The organism is Rheinheimera muenzenbergensis (genome assembly GCF_036984005.1).
Taxonomy (GTDB): Bacteria; Pseudomonadota; Gammaproteobacteria; order Enterobacterales; family Alteromonadaceae; genus Alishewanella; species Alishewanella muenzenbergensis.
This window is the reverse complement of the sequence record NZ_JALAAR010000003.1, coordinates 1-20,402: the sequence shown is the minus strand read 5'-3', so window position 1 is coordinate 20,402 and position 20,402 is coordinate 1. Positions and strand designations below refer to the sequence as shown.

Here is a 20,402-nt window from a genome sequence, read left to right as displayed (position 1 = left end):
TCTTTATCTATTGATATATATAGATATTTTATTGCTATTGCGCCAATCGTAAACAAGGTTTACGATAATGTATCGCTGAATATGTAAACGAGGTTTACAGTGTCGCTGCTGGTTGCGTTTGAAATAAGTATGCTGCTCACCACGGTCTGTGCCGTTTTGCTGGCTGGCTGGTTGTTATGGCAGGGCAAAAAGCAGCCGGCTATGCCGGCGCTGGCGGGGTTTGCCGGCATGATGGCGCTATGGTGCGCCGGTCACATTGCCATACTGCAGCAATGGCATGCGCCGGGCATTATGCTGGTGCTGGCTAACCCGTTAATGCCGATGTTTTTTCTGCATTTTGCCGTGCAATTTGTCGGTTTTGGCCGGCAACACAGCCGGCTGCTGCGTTACTGGCCGCGGTTAAAATGGCCATTGTATGGCCTGACGTTACTGTTGATCCTGCTTAGCTGGTATGGCCACGGTGGCACTGTGGTGGCCACAGCAGGTTTTGCCGGCTTTTTTGTGTTTACCGGCATTGGCTGGCTAAACCTGGCTTACACTGTGCTGTTGGGGGTTGCGGCGCATCTGGTGTTGTATCTGGGCTGGTTACGGCACAGCGGCAATAAACGCCGCTCAATCGTGGCGATGTTTCTGGCCGGCGGCTGGGGTCTGTTACTGGCCACCAGTTTTATATTCCCGTCGCTCGGGCTGGCCTGGTATCCGTATCCGATGCTGCTGCTGCCGAGCTATTTGCTGCTGCTGGTGTATGGTGTAGTGCGGTACCAGTTGCTGGCTATCAATGCCTTTGCCAACAAAGCCTTGCTGTGGCTGGGTATGTTACTGCTGGTGCTGGCGCTGATGGCGTTGGTCAGTGCCATGCTGGGGCAGTTTGGCATGCAGGCGCTGGCTGCCGTGCCGGCCAGTCAGTTGTGGCTGTATTCGGTACTGTTGCTGCTGCTTAGTGCATTGTGCTACCAGCCGCTGGCGGCGCTGGCGCGGCGGTTAATTTATCCGGGGGTACAGTTAAGCGATACCTTGCTGGCGCACTGGCGTGAACAACTGTTGCAGGCCGACAGCTGGCCGGCGCTGGCACAACAAGCCAGCGAGTTGCTATCGGTGCAGCTGCGGCAGCAGGTTAGGGTGCAGCTGCCGCAGGCCAGCTCAGCGGATAGTGACAGCGGTTTGCGTTTAGTGTGTCAGCGCGACGGCAGTGGCTGGCACTATCAGCTGTCGGGCTGGCATGATGTGACGCCGGGCTATCGCTTGCAGGGCGATGTGTTTGCGGCTTTGTTGCAAAGTAACTGCCGCATTCTGGAGCAGTCGCTGAAACTGGCTGATGCCGAACGCAAACGGTTGGATCAGCAACATCTGGTTGAGCTGGGCGCGCTGTCAGCGGCTATGGCGCATGAGTTACGTAACCCGCTTAACATTATCTCTATGGCATCGGCCAGCACCAGCGCCGATACCCGCCAGCATATTCAACAGCAACTGAAACGTGCCGACAGACTGATTGCCGACTTACTTAGCTATGCCGGCCAGTTGCAGCTGCACTGTACAGAAGTGCCGTTAAAGGCGCTGGTACAAAGTGTAATACAGCAGCAAGACTGGCAGGGCGTGCAGTGTGAATTGGCGATAGATGAGGCGCTGAACCTGCATGCCGACAGCTACCGCCTGCAGCAGGTCTTGGTGAATTTGCTGGATAACGCCCTGGCATTTTGCCGCAACCAGGCGGCAGCGACCATCCGGCTCGAAGCCAGCGGCAATGCCGCCGCAGTGATATTGCGGGTGCACAATAATGGCCCGGCTATTCCGCAGTCGCAGCAGGCTGATTTGTTTCAACCTTTTGTCAGCAAAAGAGCCGGCGGCAGCGGACTGGGGCTGGCAATAGTGCGGCGCATTGCCAGTGCGCATGGTGCCAGCGTGCGTCACCGCGACGATCTGGGCTGGCCGGTTAGTTTTGAACTGGTATTTCCCCACAGCGGCGCCGTAGTCGCGGCTAACTTACAGGACACACACTGATGAGCGCAGAACGGATCTTATTAATTGATGATGAACCGGCGTTTTGCCAGCTGGCGCAAAGCTGGTTGCAGCACAGCGGCTATCAGGTGCAGACGGCGGCTGATTTGCCGGCAGCTAAACTCCTTTTACCCGGTTTTAAACCGGATTTGGTGTTGCTGGATCTATCACTGCCACCAGAGTTTGACCCGCAGCATACGCTGAGTCAGCTTGGTAGCTTTACCCAACAACCGGTAATTATTTTAACCGGCCATGCCCAGCGCCAGCTGGCGCTGGACGCTATAGCGCTGGGTGCCTGGGACTTTATTGCCAAACCGGTTGATCCGGATTTACTCGCCGTAGTGATTAAGCGCGCGCTGAGCAAACATCAGCTCGATACCGAGTTATCGCAGTTAAAACAGCAACAGCAGGGCGCGCTGCAGCAACTGATAGGTGCGTCACCAGCCATGGCCGCAATGCGCACCTTAATCCAACGTATAGCGCCAACGGATGTACGGGTGCTGGTAACCGGGCCCTCCGGCACCGGCAAAGAAGTGGTGTCGCGCGCCTTACATCAGCTAAGCCGCCGCGCTAACCAGCCGTTTGTGTCGGTGCATTGTGGCGCCATTCCGGCCGAGTTACTGGAAAGCGAGCTATTTGGTTATGTCAAAGGTGCCTTTACCGGGGCAGACAAAGACCGGCCCGGCTTGTTGCAACTGGCTGACAAAGGCACGTTGTTTCTCGACGAAATTGGTGAGATGCCGCTGCCGATGCAGGTAAAACTGCTGCGGGTGCTACAGGAAGGTACCTACTTTGCTGTCGGCGGCCGCCAGCAGCAAAAAATCGATCTGCGGCTGATATCGGCAACCAATGCCAACCTGCCTGAGCTGGTGAAAAAAGGCCTGTTTCGCGAAGATCTGTATTACCGCATTAAGGGTATTACACTGGAAACGGTGGCCCTGGCCGAGCGCAAGCAGGATATTCCGCTGTTGTTACAGTTCTTTTTGCAGCAGCAAGCAAAACAACAGGGCCAAAGCCTGAAACTCGACAGCACTGCGCTAAACTGGTTTATTCAGCGCGATTGGCCGGGCAATGTGCGTGAGCTGAAAAACACCCTGGAAAGCGTAGCCGCCGTAGCGCAGGGTGGGGTGCTTAGTATGGCCGATATCAGTTTATTGCACCCGCAAGCGCTAAATCTGCAGGCCATGTTACCCTTGGACAGCAGCCAGATGAGCCTGGAGCAGGCGGTGCAACAGCTTGAAATTAAACTGATTAAGCATGCATTGCTACAGTGTAAGGGCAATAAAAGCCAGGCAGCGCGTGAATTAGGGCTTTCACGGCAAGGGCTACTGAAGAAGATTGACCGTTACCGGCTGGCAGATTAAGGTAGCGGCTCAGAAATGGAGAAATGTTATGAAAGCGGTAGCTTATCAGCAATCACTTGAGGCCACAGATCCACTGGCATTGCAGGATATTACCCTGGCAGATCCGGTAGCGGCTGGCCGGGATATTCTGGTGCGGGTAGCGGCTGTGTCGGTCAATCCGGTAGATACCAAGATCCGCAAAAGGGTGCAGCCAGCGCCAGGCGAATACAAAGTACTGGGCTGGGATGCCGCTGGCGAAGTGGTTGCCGTGGGCGAAGAGGTCAGCTTATTTAAACCCGGTGATAAAGTTTATTATGCCGGCTCATTAACGCGGCCTGGCAGCAACAGCGAGTTGCAACTGGTCGATGAACGTATAGCCGGTGTTATGCCGGATAACCTCAGCTTTGCTGAAGCTGCTGCCCTGCCGCTTACCGCTATTACTGCCTGGGAATTGCTGTTCGACCGGCTGGAAATTCAGCAACCGGGTTTAAAACACCCCAGGCCGGTATTACTGGTTACCGGTGCCGCCGGTGGTGTAGGTTCGATCCTGATCCAGCTGGCACGACAATTAACCACCGCCACCATTATTGCCACGGCTTCGCGGCCAGAAAGCAAACAATGGGTTAGCGAGCTGGGCGCGCACTATGTGCTGGACCATAGCCAGCCATTATTACCGCAGTTACAAGCGCTGGATTTAAGCTGCGTTAGCCATGTGGCCAGTTTAACCCATACCGATCAACACTACGGCGAACTGGTGCAGCTGCTGGCGCCGCAAGGTAAGCTGGCATTGATAGACGACCCTGCCGCTGGCATTGATATTATGCCGCTAAAGCAAAAGAGTATTTCGCTGCATTGGGAGTTTATGTTTACCCGTGCCATGTTTGGTACGCCGGATCTGCAGGCCCAGCATCAGCTGTTAACAGACCTAAGCCGGCTAATTCAGCAAGGCCAGATTAAAACAACGCTTAAGCAAACGCTGGGTACCATTAACGCCGCCAACTTGCGCAGTGCGCATCAGTTACTGGAAAGTGGTAAAGCTATAGGTAAGGTAGTACTGCAAGGCTGGTAACAGCGGCTATCGCCGTGCGCTAACGGGGCAGCGTTACTGCCCCGGCTAGCGTGTCAGGCAATTTGCTGATCGTCGTTCATGCCGGAATACCAGGCTTTAAACAACACTTTTTCCAGTGCTTGTTGCAAGGCATCGTTAATAGGTAAGTGTTGCTTACCCAGGTCATAGTCCAGCTCGTTAACCTGCTCTTTTGCCAGCACCATTAAAGGTGGTGGATCAGACTGCATGGCAATTAATGTATCCTGATAGGCGGCGGCTTTATCGCTTTTAATCACTTTACACACCGACAACGAGGTTTGGCCGGTTTTGTCGCGATAGCCAGCCGCGCCGAATAAACGGCAAATACTCGGCCGGTGCTGATAGGCACTGCACTGACCCTGTTTGCCGTCAAACGATAGCTTCTGATAAAAAAAACAGCCCGCAGGCTCTGTTAACTCTTCGAGTTGTGTCAGTGTTTGTTCTGCTTTACCTTGATCAAACAAGTGTAATGCCAGCGGTAACATTTCCAGCACCGTCGCTTCTATCGTCGGTTGCAAACAGCACTCACCACAACCAGAGCGGCAGCCAAGACCACGCTGTTGTTGATAGACTGAAAACGTTGTCGCTATTTCGCCATACACAGCCTCAACACGACGCGATAATTCACGCAGCCGTTGCATAAAGACTCCGAACGAAAATATAAAACTGGGTTGCCTGTTAAGGAGCGACGAAATGTCGCCGCTGCATTGTACTGAGTTGTACAATGCAGCGGCAATAGGGCGGCAGGATTTATTTTAGCCGGCGAGCAGGTTTGTTAAAGGTTGCGGCTTGGCGACGGCATAGCCTTGTACGTAATCAATGCCCAGTAACTTAACGGCGTTTAGGATGTCATCAGTTTCGACAAACTCGGCCACTGTCTGCATGCCCATAGCACGGGCCACATCGTGGATCGATTTTACGATGGCTCTGTCGTATTGATCGTCCAGCAGATCACGGACAAAGTGGCCATCAATTTTAACGAAATCTGCCGGGAAGTGTTTTAAATAGCTGTAGGATGAGAAGCCACTACCAAAATCGTCCAGCGCGATTTTGCAGCCTAAAGCGCGAAAATGGGTAATAAACGCCAGCGTACTTTGCAAATTAACAATGGCAACACTTTCAGTGATTTCAAAGCAGATACGCGAGAACGGGATTTGATAGCGATCAAACATCAACTGCACATCATCTTTAAAACCGGCATCCTGTAACGAACAGGCTGACAGGTTAATACTGCATAGCTCAAGCTGCTGTAAATGCCCGGGCTGGCGCTGTAACCAGCGAAAATAGTTTTTAATCACCCAGCGGTCGATTTGCGGCATCAGGCCATAACTTTCTGCCGAGGTTAAAAAACTGGCCGGCGTGATCAAGGTATCGTCATCGGCACGCAGGCGCAGTAATATCTCATAGCTATGTGGCAGATCGGCTGTGCGCAGCGGCAGTATGGTTTGCTGGTACAGCACAAACTGGTTGTCTTCAATGGCCTGGCGCAAGCGTCGCACCCACATAGCTTCGTTTTGCAGGCGCTGGCTGTCTTTGTCTTCGGTATCAAATAACTGAATGCGGTTGCGGCCTTTATCTTTGGCCAGGTGGCAGGCGGCTTCGGCTTTTTTCAGCATGCTGTCCGGGCTGTCATCTTTGCTTATTTCGGCAACGCCAATACTGACGGTAATTGGATAAATGCTGTCCTGCCAGATAAAACGATACTCGCGAGCCGTGTCCAGCAGCCGGTACGCCAGAGAAAACGCCTCGTTACTGTTGCTGTCGGTAAGCAGAATGGCAAACTCGTCGCCGTCCAGTCGTGCCAGCGGGCCATGGTGTGCCAGAGTACGTTTAAATTGCTCACTTAATTGCTTAAGTAGTACATCACCGGCCTGATGGCTGCAGCTGACATTAACCAGCTTAAACTGGTCTATATCAATAAAAATAATGCAGCCGCTAGCGGTACCTTGCTGGCTCAGATGTAACAGTTGCTGTTCAAAGTAATAGCGGTTGTACAGTGCAGTCAGGGCGTCGTGGCTGGCCAGATAGGCCAGTTGTTCGTGCGCCAGCTTTTGCTCGGTAATATCAATTACAGAACCGTGAATAAAGGCCTGATGCTGTTGTTTCGATGGTGACAAGCGCACTGACATCAGCGCCCAGAACGGGCTGTTGTCGCCACGTAAACCGCGCATTTCAAAACTTTTTTTACCACCAAGCTGCAGTTGCTGCAGCATAAACTGCCGGTCTGCCGGGTCGGCATAAAAGCGCGCCATACCGGTGTGACTGATCGCCTGTTTCAGCTCGTCTTCACTTTTGTAGCCCAGAATATGCAGCAAAGCCCGGTTGGCGTTGAGTAATTTACCATCCAGCGTGGTAGTAAACATGCCCTCAACCGCATTATGAAACACATCGTGATAGTGTTGCAGCTCAGCATTGGACGTTAGCCCGGGATCCTGGGTAATAAAAAACCGTTGCAGATTAAAGCTGGTGAGCGCCAGGCTCAGCATGACCAGAGAAAACAAAATATAGGACCAGTTAATACCGGCATGCAGATAACCGGCCTGATTTAGCGTTAGCAACAAGGCAGCAATCAGCGTCAGCACACAGGCCCAGATAAAACTGCGGGCCTGATGCCGGCCTTGCAGTGACAGTGTCAGCGCCAGTAGCAGATTACTGCCCAACACCCAGCCAACGCAGACAAACAGCAGTGCTAAACGTAGCTGGCCATTGGCAAACAACGGGCTGAACAGCAGCAGTAAGGCGATAATATTGCTTAGTGCACTACAGCGGCGCCACCAGTTGTTTTGCGCATCCTGTACCACCTGGCAGACAAACTGATTTAGACACAACAGAGCGCTGCCGGCAGCGATATATAACATTGCCTGGTTCAGCTCCGGGTAGTCGGGCCATAACAGCATAAATGCCATGCCGTTGAGCACCGCCACCACCAGCGCAAAGCCGAAGAAAAAGCCGGCATAGTACAGATAGTGTTTCGACCGGCTGCGCAGGTACAGCATCAGGTTGTACATCGCCAGTAACAGCAACAGGCCCTGCACCACACCGTCCAGCAAAGCCTGGCGTTGTTTATTGGCAACAAAGCTGCTGTGCGACCACAGCAGCAACTCACTGGGAATAACAGCGGCATCCTGAACTTTTAGAAAAATGTCGGTTTGCTCGTCAGGTTTAAGCTGCAGTGATACCGCAAAACTACGGTATGCCAGGCTGCGTTCACTAAAGGGGTAGTCGGTGCCTGCCCGGCTTAATGGCCGGGCGTCTTTATTGCGGCTGTTCAGCTGGTATATTTCGACTTTATCCGCCAGCGGAAAATCATACTCCAGCACGATATCCAGTGCTCTGCTACCGGGGTTTTGTAGCCGGGTAAATAACCAGACGGCGTCGTCGCCGTTAAACAGCACCCGCTCGGCGGGTGTTAGCAGCCGGAAGCTGTGATGAAACGAAGGATCATCCAGTAGCTGCGCCATGGTCATATCGGCTGAGGTCGTCAGATAGTAAACCTGCTGCAGCTGAATGCGCTCTGTTAGCGGGCTGGCGATAGTGTTGGTTTCGGCATGAAAAGCAAAACTACTGCTGGCAAACAGACATAACCACAGCAAGATACAGCGGATAAAGCTCAACGGAAGCACTCCCTGAACAAAGCAAAAATTGATAATAGTGTGACGGCCCAACACTAGTTCAGCGCAAAACACAGCGTCAGCAGAAAAACAGAGATTAGCACTGTCTTGATCAACATCAAAGCGGCAGACGTATATATGGCTTGAGCATTCAGCCAGTTAGGTTATAACTAATACAACAAACTATAAGATGGAGCCTGTATGAAATATCTGATCTGTAGCCTGATACTGGCCGTTGCCAGCCCAACATTTGCCGCTGATGTGGCAGCGGGTAAAACCAAAGCCGCTGTTTGTGCGGCCTGTCACGGTGCCAATGGTATCTCTATTATTCCGGATTACCCTAACCTGGCCGGCCAGAAAGTAAAATATCTGCAAAGCGCGATGAAAGCGTACCGCGATGGCGAGCGCAAAAACCCGATAATGTCACCGATGGCGTCCGGGCTAAGCGATGACGATATTGCCAATATTTCAGCTTATTTTGCCAGTTTGCCGGCTGGTGGCTGATTGTCCTCTGCCAGATACTCACTAATTTCATCCAGAAAGTCGGCACCATAGCGTGCCAGCTTAGTCTGGCCGACGCCCGACACCGACAACATGCTGATGTTGTCGGTGGGCAGCAAGCGGCACATGTCGATAAGGGTGGCATCACTAAACACGACAAAAGGCGCAACATCATCGCGTTGGGCAATGCGTTTGCGCAGCGCCTTCAGCCGGGCAAACAGCAGCCGGTCGTACGCTTGCTTGCTGAGCTGCTCGGTTTCCCGTTTGACGCTGTGTAATCTGGGGATCGCCAGTGACAAGCTGCTTTCGCCACGCAGCACAGGGCGTGCCGCCGGTTGCAGCTTTAATACCGAATGGGCGGTAATGTCCTGCTGCAGCAAGCCAAAATGAATAAGCTGGCGCAGGATGCTGAGCCAGTAATCATGGCTTAAGCCGGTGCCAATGCCCCAGGTTGACAGCTTGTCGTGCCCCAGCTCGATAATTTTCTGGCTGTGGCCGCCGCGTAATACATCGATAACATGGTGCATGCCAAAGCTTTGGCCCACCCGGTACACACAAGACAGCGCCTTTTGCGCCAGCTCAGTTGCATTAAATTGCTGTGGTGGATTAAGGCAAATATCGCAATTGCCGCAGCGGGTCTGGCTGGCTTCACCAAAATAATTCAGTAACACCTGGCGCCGGCAGGTTTGCGCTTCGGCAAAGGCTGCCATGGCTAAAAAGCGCTGCCAGGTAACTTCAGCCCGCTGTTGGTTTGGCTCGGCATCCAGCCAGCGTTTCATCCGGCCAATATCAGCCGGATCGAACAGCAGCATGGCCTCGGCGGCGACGCCGTCGCGCCCGGCACGACCGGTTTCCTGATAATAAGCTTCAATAGTGCGCGGCAGCTCAAAATGCACCACATAGCGGATATTCGATTTATTCACCCCCATACCAAAGGCGACGGTGGCAACAATCAGCTGGTAATCATCGCGTTTAAACGCATCCTGCACGGCGGCGCGTTGTTCGCTGTCCAACCCGGCGTGGTACGCCGCGGCATTAAAACCCCGTTGTTTCAGCTGCTCGGTCAGCTCATCTACTTTACGCCGCGACGCGCAGTACACTATGCCGCTGCTGCCTTCCTGTTGTTGCAGGTAAGCTACCAGCTGCTCTACCGGGCGAAACTTTTCCTGTACCGTATAGCGGATATTAGGCCGGTCAAAACTGCTCAGGTTAATATACGGCTGCTGTAACTGCAGCTGTTGCAGAATATCGTGCCGTGTGGCGGCATCGGCAGTGGCGGTAAGCGCCATCAGAGGCACCTGCGGAAAACGCTGCTTCAGCAACGCAAGTGCCATATAGTCGGGCCGGAAATCATGGCCCCATTGCGAAATACAGTGGGCTTCGTCAATAGCCAGTAAACTTACGCCGACATCTTGCAACCGGTCAAGAAACTGCGGCTGTAACAAACGCTCCGGTGCTACATACAACAGCTTGAGCTCGTTACGGCGCAAACGGGCAAACACCTGCAAAATATCTTCACGACTTTGGCTGCTGTTAATAAATTCTGCCGCTATACCATTGGCTTTTAACGCATCAACCTGATCTTTCATTAGTGACATCAGCGGCGATACTACTACGGTTACCTGCGGTAAAATCAGCGCCGGTAACTGATAGCACAACGATTTACCACCACCGGTTGGCATCAATACAAAGCTGTCGCGCTGTGACAGCGCCGCCTCAATGACCTGCAACTGGCCATCACGAAAGGCGCTGTAGCCAAAAACGGTTTTTAACACAGAATACAGATCGGCTGTCACGTTGCTCGCATCATTGGTAAACAAAGCCGGCATTCTAAAGCCAAATGCGATGCACTGAAACAGTAAATTCAGCTGCCAGAGCGGCAAGGGGTAACAAAGCCTGATAGTTATTTAGCCGGCTGGCCGGATTTTACCGTTAAGTGTCCTGCGCCCAGGCGGTGATTAGGCGTATAATAACGGCTCATTTACCGGAGCCTGCCTTAATGTCGTTAAGTCGTGAACAAAAACTGGGTGGTATCTTTGCTGCCAGTGCTTACACTTTATGGGGTATAGCCCCGCTGTATTTCAAACAGATTGATTTTATCCCCGCCACTGAAATCTTACTGCATCGTATTATCTGGTCGTTTTTTTTACTGTTTTTGGTGTTGCTGGCGTTAAAGCAAGGCGACAAAGTTATGGCCGTACTACGCCAGCCAAAAATGCTGGGTTGGCTGCTGTTGTCGGCACTGTTGTTAGGCGGTAACTGGGGCTTATTTATCTGGGCGGTGAACAGCAACCATATGCTCGACGCCAGTTTAGGCTACTATATTAACCCGCTGCTTAACGTGCTGCTGGGCATGTTGTTTCTTGGCGAGCGCTTACGCAAATTACAATGGTTAGCCGTGCTGCTGGCTGGCAGTGGCGTATTGCTGCAGGTGCTTACCTTCGGCTCAGTGCCCTGGATAGCGCTGACTCTGGCCGGTTCATTCGCTATTTATGGCCTGATGCGGAAAAAACTGGCAGTAGATGCCATTAGCGGCTTGTTTATCGAGTCGTTGTTATTAATGCCGCTGGCGCTGTGGTACTGGTGGCAGTTTGCCGACAGCAACACCGCCAATTTGCTGAACAATAGCTGGCAGTTAAATAGCTATCTGGTCGCGGCCGCGCTGGTAACTACGGTACCCTTGCTATGTTTTATTGCCGGAGCACGGCGCTTGCAATTGTCTACTATGGGCTTTTTTCAGTATATTGGCCCCAGCTTTATGTTTGTATTTGGCGTTTGGCTGTACCACGAGCCCTTTGCCGCAGAGCGTTTGCTTACATTCGGTTTAATCTGGCTGGCGTTGCTGTTTTACAGTGCCGACGCCTGGCTGTTTAATCAGCAGCAACGGCGCGCCCGCCAGAGCGCAGTAAAGTAAGCAGCATTATTTAAACCCTGGCTGGAGGTAGCATGGCAGTGTTGGATATAGTGGCAGTATGCTGGTTTTTTCTGCTGTGGATTGGCTACACCCTGTTTGCCAAAAAGAAAGCCCGTGCAGTCAGTTGTTTATCCTATGAACTGCGGCGTAAGCGCAATGACTGGATGCAAAAAATGCTGCTGCGCGACAATAAAATGGCTGACGTCGGGCTTATCTCCACGCTGGAGCGCAATGTCACCTTTTTTGCCTCCAGCACCTTGCTGATCCTGGCCGGTTTACTCACCGCTATGGCATCGGCAGAAAAACTCAGCCTGATGTTATCCAATCTGGTGCCCTGGGCCAGTTACAGTGAAAGCGCGGTGCAACTTAAATTATTGCTGCTGACCTTTATCTTTGTGTTCGCATTTTTTCAGTTTACCTGGTCACTGCGCCAGTATGGCTTTTGCGGCGTGCTAATTGGTGCGGCACCAGATGGCCGCGGTATGAGCAGCGAAGATCAATTACTGTACGCCAACCGCGCTTCAAAAGTGATTGATCAGGCCGGCCATTCGTTTAACTACGGCCTGCGCGCCATTTACTTCTCGTTATCGGCACTTACCTGGTTTATCGATCCGCTGCTGTTTATGGCCGCTTCAGTAGTCGTTATGCTGGTAATGAAACACCGCGAGTTTCATTCGAAAGTGCTAAAAGCGCTGCAGGAGTGTTAAAGCCGGGGGAGAGGGGGCGGATCCGTAGGTTCCGCATGTCTGCTTATTATGGCGAGCCCAGTCTGGTTACTACGACAGTTCCTGCTGTTGGTACGCCAAATCCCCGGTCATGTTGATTAAAAGCGCCTTGAATCAGCACATATTCTCCTGTTTTCTGTTGGAGCAATTGAGTTTCTATCTCAGTGAGATCCAGACTTAGTGAATATTCAGATAAGCTGTGCTTTGCCTTTTCAGAATCAAGATACAGATTTGATTGATTCTCATCGTAGACAAAGTAACCTCGCACAATCACTTCTTTCTTATCATATCGTTCAGGATTAGATATCAAGTGAATAATCGTTACGGAACACAAAGCCTCGTCAATACATCTATCTGCACCATATGCCAAACCAGTTAAAAACAACAAACAGACCAAGATATGTTTCATGTTAATTATCTTCCTGACCCAATCACTGCATGCTTTGCCACTCTAAAAACATTTTCTCTGTAACACCCAGCCCAATAATTGAGCCTTCATGCAGTTGCGAAAGGTCGCTGAGAGTCATACTGATAAACTTATCTTCTGATGTAATGTTGTTATCTCGGCAGTATTGCTCAAGGTAGTGGTTAGCAGCAGCCTCATCAAGCTTTTTGCGAATAATATGACCCATCGCTCTTTTTCTATCAGCCCTATATTGTATGCGGTAAGCATCAATTTCACCCAATGAATCAGTAACAACGTCATACTGCTGACATGAGCGCAAATACGCCCATTCAAATAGCTCAATTGCAGGCTCAAATTGGTTTTTTTCATAGAAATACAGCAAAGACTTAAAGTAATCTTCTTGCGGCACATCAATAAAACTTAAAGGACATAAGTTGTTCTGGATAAAAGGAATATTACATGCCAGTCGTGCAGTGCGTTTATTTACGTCTTCAAAGGGCTGCAAGTACGACAAGTGTATCAATAAAAAAAAACTTTTTTCAAACGGGTCCTCAATTTTGTCCGCTTTACGTAAAATAAGGGATAAGTATTCATTTAACTGATGTGGGTTGCTCAGTGGCAAATAAGCAGATTTACCAATAAATACTTGTACTTGCCGCACATTGCCACAGGCATTTGGGTTTGCCAGCAGGTCTTGTGATAACAGTGCGTGAATATTTCTTATTGTGAACGCATTAACTACGATTTCTTCCGCGCTTTCAATCAAGAATTCAATTGCTTCTTTGTGATTCATGATCATTACAGCCTCTTCATGAACTTTACCTTCAGCAGTTAAACCTTGCTCTATCAACTTTTGAGTATCGAGTTTCGAATAAGTATTACCCTCTAATCGACTTGAGTTATAGGACAAGTCAATTAACAATCGTTGGCTAATTTTTTTAGCGTAGGTGCCTGCGGCTAATTGTTCATGAAACCGCTTACCCGCTTCATGCAATCGAACTCTTATTGCTTCAGGCAGGTACTGAGTTTTATTGGGAATATAGTTATCTACTAAGGCAAATTGATAGCTCGATTTTTCTCGTGCATAAGAAGGTGTATCTAAATAACTTAATAAGGACATTACATCACTCGAAAATATAGGATGTTTGTCCTCAATCGACACCTTAGAGACACTTTTTACTACATTTCTGTCCTGATAAACATAGTATTTAGTATGGCTTTTCTCTCCACTAGATAGCAGCACTCCCTCTTCAACCATAGACCATATGCGTCTTTGCAAGGTTTTCTTGTTGATAGAGAGTGAGAGTGTTTTCTCTATTTCACCAAGACTCATGGGGGCACCTTTTTCAGCAATATGGGCTAAAATTGCTGATTTTTCTTGTTCAAGACGTGCTTTTTTGCTCATAGCTTAAGGACAAAATTAATAAATATGTCCTTAAGCTATACCTGTAAAGGACAAAAAGCAAATTGCAAAGGACATAAATCGATATAAAGGCCCCTCAAAGGACACTTTTGTGTTTTTCTGTCTTTTAGAAGAGCCCTCAGGGGCGGAGCTAATAAAGGCACAGCCTGCTAGCGGTTTTACTCACTTATAGCAGAAAAAGAAGACCCGCCTATGCGGGGCAATTTTTGAATATACTAAATACTAAGAAATTTTTATGAGGTGAAGACTAATTCAACGTTGTAACGTATACGGGTTCAAATCGAATACCACGTATATCATTAGCCTCAACTTCTTTCTTAAAAGCAATGTCAGCGTTATATAGAAATAAATCCGGTACGGGCAAAAATGGTGCCACATCCAGCCCATTATCACTGGTCAAGCTATCAGCATCATGGCTTAGGCAAGCCTGTAGCTTCACCCACTTTTCCGATTATTGATTTTTGAATTACAACAATGTTAGAGCTAACGGAAAAGAATCCAGTTTTTTCAATTTCCAATACATAAGCATCGTGCAAGAAGTAATGGCCAATATAATATCGCCCGTCTTCTAATGCATAAGATTTGTCTAATTTTAAATTGAAGCATTTTTCTTCCCTTGGTTTAAAAGAAATTCTAGCTAAAGTCTCAATCCGCTTTAAATAATTCTCTTTGAAAAAATCTGTCATTTTGTCTCTTTTTAGCCACGGAGAGTAAATATCACTGCCTACCTTGATATAGTCTTCCAATAGGTAGAACAACATACCATTCACCAATAGCTGTTCCTCATAAAGGAAAGTAGAGCCTATTGTAAGATTATTATTCTGAAGGTTTGCCATGCACAAAGTCATATTACAAGCCTCAGTTGTGCATTCCGAACTCAGGTGTGTCGATATTGGAGCCTGAATAAATGGAACATCTCTTGAAAGAGCTAAACAAGGCATTAAAGTTAATATAGCAACTAAAAGTTTCATTAGTGGTTCCCCATGACACTGAATTCATAAAGGTACGCATTTGTACGCAGCTCGCGCCTTGCTTGTGCAGCTTGAGGTGAATTGCCTTCCCTTGCGGATTGCAATAGTTGTTGAAGTCGTCCATGAACATTTTTAGTATTCCAGTCGCCATCACGTCCAGCGAACAAGGTGTGGCTCATTACGTGGACCATTACTGATGCTTTGTTCCTGCTGTCACTAATTAACTACGACCCTTTTTCCAAAATTACAGCACCACTAAGTAAATACAAAATGCGTTGAGTGAGATCATAAACAACGTAATTGCATTATATATAACAACTTCTTTCCTAATTTGCGCCTTGCTAAGACTTGATCTTTCTGGATAATAATCTGACTTGTCTGGTAATACATACCTTCTGGATGCATAAACAATCGCTCCCAATAAAAAACATATTGGAGCGATAAATTTGTCGTCACCTAACACTTTAATAGCTACAAAAAAAGATATCGGTATTGCAACGCAACCCCAGAAGATCCCCTCCTGCGCACTTGTAAAATATTGAGCAAAACGAGGGGAATTCTTTTGTGTAGTTAAATGCGCGCCTCTGACGAAGGCTTTATAGATTCGTAGTAGCATTTTGATCCCCTGGCCAAGTTTTTATTTATACCTTAACAGGTTGGTGCTGAGCAAGCGGAATAAAAAAGGCTCAGAACAGTACTACCCGGTGCCGTCAGGGGAAGGTTATGATTTGACCTTTTTGTTTTAGCTAGTAATTTTGTGGGGATACCTCAGGAGCTGACCCTGGAGTATTTGTAAAAAGTTGCTTTTACATCTCCGAATCAAGCTAAAAATACACCTTAACATAAATTCAGTCGAATAATCGCCCAACAAAAACATCTTTACCGGGAGAGAGTTCAACGGAATATGATTTTCCTGCCGCACCAAAAACTACAATTCTTACTTGTCCGCCGATACCGAGGTGAAACTCCTTGATTTTATAGTCACTACAAAAATCTCTATTGCTGTTTTCACACCAACTATTTAACTTTGAAATTCTAGCATTATAAATTTCGACGTTTATATCCTCTAACTTACCACTATAGATAACTTCTTGTTCTCTATCTAACTCATCACATTCGCTGCCAGCTGTTTGTGCTTGAAACAACTGAAAAGGCTTTGAAGATGTAACTCGATTGTTAAATGATGTCAGTATAACTCTATCCTTCATGCAGAGTCCTTTGTGACTAAAGACTGGTCCATCAACAACCAGACTTTTTTCATTAGAGCTTGCGGCTGAAAAGTTGAATTTTTCAACACTTTCATCATGTGAAGCTGCTAAGTAAAACGGTATGAAGAATAAAAAAGTAGTGAACCTATTCATAACTATCTTTCCTGAAAACCAAAATGGTAAGTGTCATTGAAACTTACTAAACACTGCCGACTTTCGGTAACCACCAATGCCACTTTGAACTGGTTGCCGTTGGGTTTTGGCGGCAAGCTGGGAGGCTAATTAACTCAACCACGATTTTTCGAATTACAAACCGGGACGTCATCGCCGAAGCAAAGTAACGGAGAAACTTCTGCCAAATTTCAGCTATTGCTGGCAACTTAAGTTAGATTAAGTGTTGGACAGAAATCGGTTGTCATATCTAGCAAACATAGTGACCGGTAGCAACTGGATACACATTCTAATACAACTCTTTCAACGGAGGAGAGCCATTACTTTTCACCTTGTCTACTGCTTCTGTCCAATACTCCCAGAATGCGAAGTCAGCCGGAGTGTCAGCTTCCAGCCAATATTCTCACCCACTGAGAATATCAGTTAAGTCTTTAGAGCCGGTCGCAGCTAGGTAGGCTTGGAGCATGTATAGCATCGCTTCATACCCTTCTTTTTCAGTAATGGTTCTATTGCTGCTAATTTTCATACTTCAATTCAATCCGTATCTGATTACAATATTCGAGTTTCCGGGTTATTACATCACTACTCAGGTAAATAAGGAGCAGGTGTTAAATTACACCCTTTCCAGAAAACCCAAAGATGAGAACACGATGGGCTGTTGTAGACTCGTGATTCAAGGGTTAGCGCTATACGGCAAAGAGCCAGGTTATCCTGATTATCTTGTCCGATCTACGCCAGATGGTAAAAGTCTCTTTGTCATTAAGTTAATAGTGAGCTTGTTGAGAAAGGCTGCTTGCTTTGGATTTAGCAAATCTATGTTTTTACCCGGTCAAATCTCGTGAGCGGATTCCGGCCAACAATATAGGCGCTTATTAACTTCCGTAATATCAGGTGCAAGATCTACAAGCCACGCTAGCTCTGAATCAAGCAAGGTCGTGATCAGTATAGATTCACCTGTCCTCAGATGAATTAAGCCATAAAAATAGCTGGATGCAGGTAACAATCTCAATCCTCCCCAAGCAACTGGAAGAGTTAAATATAAAACTACCTTTTCAATCAAAGATAAGTTAATAACACGTTCAGACTTAGGGCCAACTATTGTAAATTTATCTGAACCTCTACAGCTTACTATTCTAAATCCTTTGTTTAGTTTCGAGTACCTGATGTGCAATATCAATTCAGGTACAAAAAATAATATAAAAAAAGAAGTTGCAAACAATATTGAAAAGTCCACGCGTCTTACATCACTATTAATGCCAAAATATATCGGTAGCAATGCGCTGCCAATAGCATAGATAAACCATGGCCAGCATTGCGTAAGATGTGATTTAAGATTTATCTCCATAGTAAATTTATTCATAAATAGTAAATCCAGCCCTTGAGATTATCCGTGGTATTAACGGGGGAGTCATGTTTCATCTTGATTTTTTAGTTTTATTAAATAACGCAGGACCTTCAAAATAGCCTTCTTCTTACTACCCGAGGCAAAGCTATAATCTATCAAAAAATAGTTTAGTCCTCCTTATGAATTCGTCTACATTAGCTTCAGGTACTTTATTATTCAGAATCCTTAGTTTTTCACATGACTCAATAAACTCGTCACAAATAATAATCCTGAGTCTATCTTCTGAACAATCTAGTAGTTCATCATAAGCCTCATCGCTTATTTTTAGGTCATATGTACAGAAACCGTCATAATTGACCTCTCCTGAAATAGGGTTATTAATGGTCATTTTTTCTCGGTAAATTAATTTTCGAGGTTTCACAAACGCTTCAAAGCCAGGGCGATTTCGCCTCAAAATAACTTTAACGCCCAAATATTCAATTTTTAAAGCATTGTCAAAGCGATATTGAAAATCAATAAATTCTTTGAAAATACCAGATATAGTTTCAAATCTCTTTTCCATGTTTAAATCAGTTTCATAAACATAGCTTAAATTTAATTTCATATTCTTATCCTGCTTCCTAGCGGTAATTAGCCGTGAGTCGCTAAGTATGTATAGATTTATATTTTCTCACTCAGCAAGACTTGTTGCTTGTTATCATGCGGTTGCTTCGTTACTGGGAACTAGCATCGAAGAGCATCGCGCTAATGGGGGCCCTGAGGTCTCCAAGCAGATTTTGCTCTCTAAGCAAGACCGTTTTTTTATCCAGCCGAGCTAATTGGGCGGTATGATCAGGACATCGATGTATTATCTCAGTAGTACTATTTTTTAATTACAACAATGTCTGACATTTTATTAAAGCAGCCAAGCATTTTTTTACTTTCGTAGACACAGGCATCTTTTAACATATAGAAACCGATGTACTCCGTGGCAGCTTCAAATTTATATATATCATCGAGGTTAACACTGAAGCATTGTCTGCCACTGGCAGAAAAATTTAGTTCGGACTCAACGTCGATTCTTTTCAATTGGTTCTGCTTGAGGAAATCAGTACCTTCAACCACTTTCAACCACGGCGAATATATATCACTATCGTGATTTAAGTAGTCCTTTAACAAGTAAAACCTTATGCCATGAATTTTTAGTTGTTCGGGACCTAGAAAAGCAGATCGCAATACAAAGTCACGGTCCTGCTCATTTCTTATACACACTGTTGCTGAGCACAGACCGGCGTTACAGGTTGCTTTTAAGTTCACAGCCACCGGTGCAGGACTCATGATAGAAAAATTACCTGCGAAAACTTGAGGTAACAAAAAAAGTAACAAACTAAAAATTTTAATAAACCACCTCAATGCACATCAACTTCATATAAACGCAAAGAGCCAGGTCTTGCTTTTTGCGGCTATTTTCAGCTGTTGCTGACAACCAGACTTTACTTAAACATCTTAAAAAATCTTACTTTTTTATCCTGCCAAGCTATAGGAAGTATTGGTGGGTAACTCGTTTATTTTCTTATAATAAAATAAACAGAAAATACGGATAGCAATATCATAACTATGCCGAAAGGGTCAGGTCTTGCTTTTTGCCACTATCTTACTCACCCACGAGTAATGCAAGCCAAAATAGCTGCCAATGTCTTTAAGGGTATAACTGCCAGAGCAATACGCAGCAACAATAGCCTGATCACGTGTGCCTGCATGCTGTTCATACTCTGCCAGTGATTGGGCTTTGCCGCGTCGCTGCTTTTGCGGAATGTCAGATAACTCATCAGTTTCGTTAAATAATGCTAAATGGGATTGTACAAAGTCGTCATTGCCTAAAAATATTTGGTTGCTGAGCTTATCCCAAACAGGCACTCCTTTACCTTGCTGCACAAAGGCGTCATATTTTTCTCTGGCCGTTTTACGTTGTTTGCCGAACATGCGCAATATCGCGTCTGTCGCCAGCCAGGCGGGGGAAACCGTTTTTCCCATCACTGCATGCCAGTTACTCCATGGCCAATCATCAAGTGCCTGCACCATATTTGCCCTGATGGGGTTCAGCACAATGTAACGGTTTAATTCGAGCAAATAGGCATCTTTGTCTACCAATATCGCTTTATACCTGCCCTGAAATAAATGTCCTACCCGCTTGTGTTTTCGATTTATCGCCTGGGTAAAGGTGCCGTTAAGTTGGCGCATGCCTTTACTGAGGTTAGCATCGGGTGTTTCTACCAATAAATGGTAATGGTTGCTCATCAGGCAATAGGCATGCACCACCCAGTTATACTGTTCGCATACCTTACCCAGTAGCATTAAGAACAGTTCGAAATCGGTATCATCAACATAGATGGCTTTGCGCTCGTTTCCCCGGCTGGTGATATGGTAAAGCGCACCGGCAAATTCCAGCCGTAAAGGTCTTGCCATGTTATTCGTTCCGACTGGTGTGTAGCATCGCTATACTGTAGCGCACCAGACAGAAAAGGCAAAAAGCAAGACCTGACCCTGAAGTTGTAGCATCGCTAAACTGTAGCGCACCAGACAGAAAAGGCAAAAAGCAAGACCTGACCCTGAAGTCTTCTTCTGAAGTCTTCTGTGTTGCTGGTAAGCCTGCTGAAGGCATCATAACCAAAGCTGCGCACTACACCGGCGCTGCTTTCGCTTGCCGGTAAGCCTTTTTTAAT

General features: G+C 47.3%; 18 protein-coding genes. 6 read left to right on the top strand and 12 right to left on the bottom strand.

All coding sequences use genetic code 11. From position 1 onward, the window contains the following. The first annotated feature begins 99 nt into the window (after positions 1 to 99). From MN202_RS04190 to MN202_RS04180, 3 genes are read left to right on the top strand one after another with little or no spacing between them, the layout of a single operon-like run. A complete protein-coding gene (locus MN202_RS04190) occupies positions 100 to 1,998 on the top strand; it encodes a sensor histidine kinase (RefSeq protein ID WP_335734836.1) in 1,899 nt (632 codons plus the stop codon). After that, positions 1,998 to 3,359, top strand: a complete 1,362-nt coding sequence (locus MN202_RS04185) for a sigma-54-dependent transcriptional regulator (RefSeq protein WP_335734835.1) — start codon at positions 1,998 to 2,000, stop codon at positions 3,357 to 3,359. Before MN202_RS04190 ends, MN202_RS04185 begins: the two co-directional genes overlap by 1 nt. A 28-nt stretch (positions 3,360 to 3,387) precedes the next feature. After that, positions 3,388 to 4,407, top strand: coding sequence for a zinc-binding alcohol dehydrogenase family protein (locus tag MN202_RS04180; RefSeq protein WP_335734834.1), 1,020 nt, complete (start codon positions 3,388 to 3,390; stop codon positions 4,405 to 4,407). 53 nt (positions 4,408 to 4,460) lie between these two features. Here MN202_RS04180 and MN202_RS04175 read toward each other — a convergent pair whose 3' ends face one another. Together MN202_RS04175 and MN202_RS04170 are read right to left on the bottom strand one after the other, a co-directional pair. Then, the gene (locus tag MN202_RS04175; RefSeq protein ID WP_335734833.1) at positions 4,461 to 5,066 is read right to left on the bottom strand and encodes a YkgJ family cysteine cluster protein; all 606 of its coding nucleotides are present in this window, start codon (positions 5,064 to 5,066) and stop codon (positions 4,461 to 4,463) included. A gap of 114 nt (positions 5,067 to 5,180) precedes the next feature. After that, positions 5,181 to 8,039: an EAL domain-containing protein gene (locus MN202_RS04170; RefSeq protein WP_335734832.1), complete on the bottom strand. Its 2,859-nt coding sequence runs from the start codon at positions 8,037 to 8,039 to the stop codon at positions 5,181 to 5,183. A gap of 198 nt (positions 8,040 to 8,237) precedes the next feature. Between MN202_RS04170 and MN202_RS04165 the strand changes: the two genes are divergently transcribed. Then, complete coding sequence (locus MN202_RS04165; protein ID WP_335734831.1) at positions 8,238 to 8,540, top strand: c-type cytochrome; 303 nt, start codon at positions 8,238 to 8,240, stop codon at positions 8,538 to 8,540. Here the strand turns inward: MN202_RS04165 and recQ are convergent. Further along, positions 8,510 to 10,366, bottom strand: a complete 1,857-nt coding sequence (recQ, locus tag MN202_RS04160) for a DNA helicase RecQ (RefSeq protein WP_335734830.1) — start codon at positions 10,364 to 10,366, stop codon at positions 8,510 to 8,512. The genes MN202_RS04165 and recQ overlap by 31 nt on opposite strands. Before the next feature lie 170 nt (positions 10,367 to 10,536). Between recQ and rarD the strand changes: the two genes are divergently transcribed. Continuing rightward, positions 10,537 to 11,451 carry an EamA family transporter RarD gene (gene rarD, locus MN202_RS04155; protein ID WP_335734829.1) on the top strand — a complete coding sequence of 305 codons (915 nt, stop codon included), beginning with the start codon at positions 10,537 to 10,539 and terminating at the stop codon, positions 11,449 to 11,451. A gap of 32 nt (positions 11,452 to 11,483) precedes the next feature. Continuing rightward, the gene (locus tag MN202_RS04150) at positions 11,484 to 12,158 is read left to right on the top strand and encodes a DUF599 domain-containing protein (RefSeq protein WP_335734828.1); all 675 of its coding nucleotides are present in this window, start codon (positions 11,484 to 11,486) and stop codon (positions 12,156 to 12,158) included. A 46-nt stretch (positions 12,159 to 12,204) separates the two neighbouring features. Here MN202_RS04150 and MN202_RS04145 read toward each other — a convergent pair whose 3' ends face one another. From MN202_RS04145 to MN202_RS04105, 9 genes are all read right to left on the bottom strand, one after another. Continuing rightward, positions 12,205 to 12,585 (bottom strand): hypothetical protein, encoded by a 381-nt coding sequence (locus MN202_RS04145; RefSeq protein WP_335734827.1) that lies wholly within the window; start codon positions 12,583 to 12,585, stop codon positions 12,205 to 12,207. Positions 12,586 to 12,607: 22 nt separating this feature from the next. After that, the gene (locus MN202_RS04140; RefSeq protein ID WP_335734826.1) at positions 12,608 to 13,987 is read right to left on the bottom strand and encodes a Fic family protein; all 1,380 of its coding nucleotides are present in this window, start codon (positions 13,985 to 13,987) and stop codon (positions 12,608 to 12,610) included. Between the two features lie 428 nt (positions 13,988 to 14,415). After that, a complete protein-coding gene (locus tag MN202_RS04135; protein WP_335734825.1) occupies positions 14,416 to 14,976 on the bottom strand; it encodes a hypothetical protein in 561 nt (186 codons plus the stop codon). 244 nt (positions 14,977 to 15,220) lie between these two features. Then, positions 15,221 to 15,592 carry a hypothetical protein gene (locus MN202_RS04130; protein WP_335734824.1) on the bottom strand — a complete coding sequence of 124 codons (372 nt, stop codon included), beginning with the start codon at positions 15,590 to 15,592 and terminating at the stop codon, positions 15,221 to 15,223. Positions 15,593 to 15,824: 232 nt separating this feature from the next. Beyond that, the gene (locus tag MN202_RS04125) at positions 15,825 to 16,337 is read right to left on the bottom strand and encodes a hypothetical protein (RefSeq protein WP_335734823.1); all 513 of its coding nucleotides are present in this window, start codon (positions 16,335 to 16,337) and stop codon (positions 15,825 to 15,827) included. Between the two features lie 847 nt (positions 16,338 to 17,184). After that, positions 17,185 to 17,715 carry a PH domain-containing protein gene (locus MN202_RS04120; protein WP_335734822.1) on the bottom strand — a complete coding sequence of 177 codons (531 nt, stop codon included), beginning with the start codon at positions 17,713 to 17,715 and terminating at the stop codon, positions 17,185 to 17,187. Between the two features lie 130 nt (positions 17,716 to 17,845). After that, entirely contained in the window at positions 17,846 to 18,304 is a 459-nt protein-coding gene (locus MN202_RS04115) for a hypothetical protein (protein ID WP_335734821.1), read from the bottom strand. 257 nt (positions 18,305 to 18,561) lie between these two features. Further along, positions 18,562 to 19,017, bottom strand: a complete 456-nt coding sequence (locus MN202_RS04110; protein WP_335734820.1) for a hypothetical protein — start codon at positions 19,015 to 19,017, stop codon at positions 18,562 to 18,564. Positions 19,018 to 19,308: 291 nt separating this feature from the next. Next, positions 19,309 to 20,145 carry an REP-associated tyrosine transposase gene (locus MN202_RS04105; RefSeq protein WP_335734819.1) on the bottom strand — a complete coding sequence of 279 codons (837 nt, stop codon included), beginning with the start codon at positions 20,143 to 20,145 and terminating at the stop codon, positions 19,309 to 19,311. Between the last annotated feature and the right edge of the window lie 257 nt (positions 20,146 to 20,402).

Excerpts from the sequence above, each read along its gene's own strand:
- recQ (WP_335734830.1), bottom strand. The coding sequence starts at position 10,366 with ATGCCGGCTTTGTTTACCAATGATGCGAGCAACGTGACAGCCGATCTG.
- MN202_RS04120 (WP_335734822.1), bottom strand. The coding sequence starts at position 17,715 with ATGAATAAATTTACTATGGAGATAAATCTTAAATCACATCTTACGCAA.
- rarD (WP_335734829.1), top strand. The coding sequence starts at position 10,537 with ATGTCGTTAAGTCGTGAACAAAAACTGGGTGGTATCTTTGCTGCCAGT.
- MN202_RS04125 (WP_335734823.1), bottom strand. The coding sequence starts at position 16,337 with ATGAATAGGTTCACTACTTTTTTATTCTTCATACCGTTTTACTTAGCA.
- MN202_RS04105 (WP_335734819.1), bottom strand. The coding sequence starts at position 20,145 with ATGGCAAGACCTTTACGGCTGGAATTTGCCGGTGCGCTTTACCATATC.
- MN202_RS04150 (WP_335734828.1), top strand. The coding sequence starts at position 11,484 with ATGGCAGTGTTGGATATAGTGGCAGTATGCTGGTTTTTTCTGCTGTGG.
- MN202_RS04140 (WP_335734826.1), bottom strand. The coding sequence starts at position 13,987 with ATGAGCAAAAAAGCACGTCTTGAACAAGAAAAATCAGCAATTTTAGCC.
- MN202_RS04130 (WP_335734824.1), bottom strand. The coding sequence starts at position 15,592 with ATGCTACTACGAATCTATAAAGCCTTCGTCAGAGGCGCGCATTTAACT.
- MN202_RS04165 (WP_335734831.1), top strand. The coding sequence starts at position 8,238 with ATGAAATATCTGATCTGTAGCCTGATACTGGCCGTTGCCAGCCCAACA.
- MN202_RS04145 (WP_335734827.1), bottom strand. The coding sequence starts at position 12,585 with ATGAAACATATCTTGGTCTGTTTGTTGTTTTTAACTGGTTTGGCATAT.
- MN202_RS04115 (WP_335734821.1), bottom strand. The coding sequence starts at position 18,304 with ATGAAATTAAATTTAAGCTATGTTTATGAAACTGATTTAAACATGGAA.
- MN202_RS04135 (WP_335734825.1), bottom strand. The coding sequence starts at position 14,976 with ATGAAACTTTTAGTTGCTATATTAACTTTAATGCCTTGTTTAGCTCTT.
- MN202_RS04185 (WP_335734835.1), top strand. The coding sequence starts at position 1,998 with ATGAGCGCAGAACGGATCTTATTAATTGATGATGAACCGGCGTTTTGC.
- MN202_RS04110 (WP_335734820.1), bottom strand. The coding sequence starts at position 19,017 with ATGAGTCCTGCACCGGTGGCTGTGAACTTAAAAGCAACCTGTAACGCC.
- MN202_RS04175 (WP_335734833.1), bottom strand. The coding sequence starts at position 5,066 with ATGCAACGGCTGCGTGAATTATCGCGTCGTGTTGAGGCTGTGTATGGC.
- MN202_RS04180 (WP_335734834.1), top strand. The coding sequence starts at position 3,388 with ATGAAAGCGGTAGCTTATCAGCAATCACTTGAGGCCACAGATCCACTG.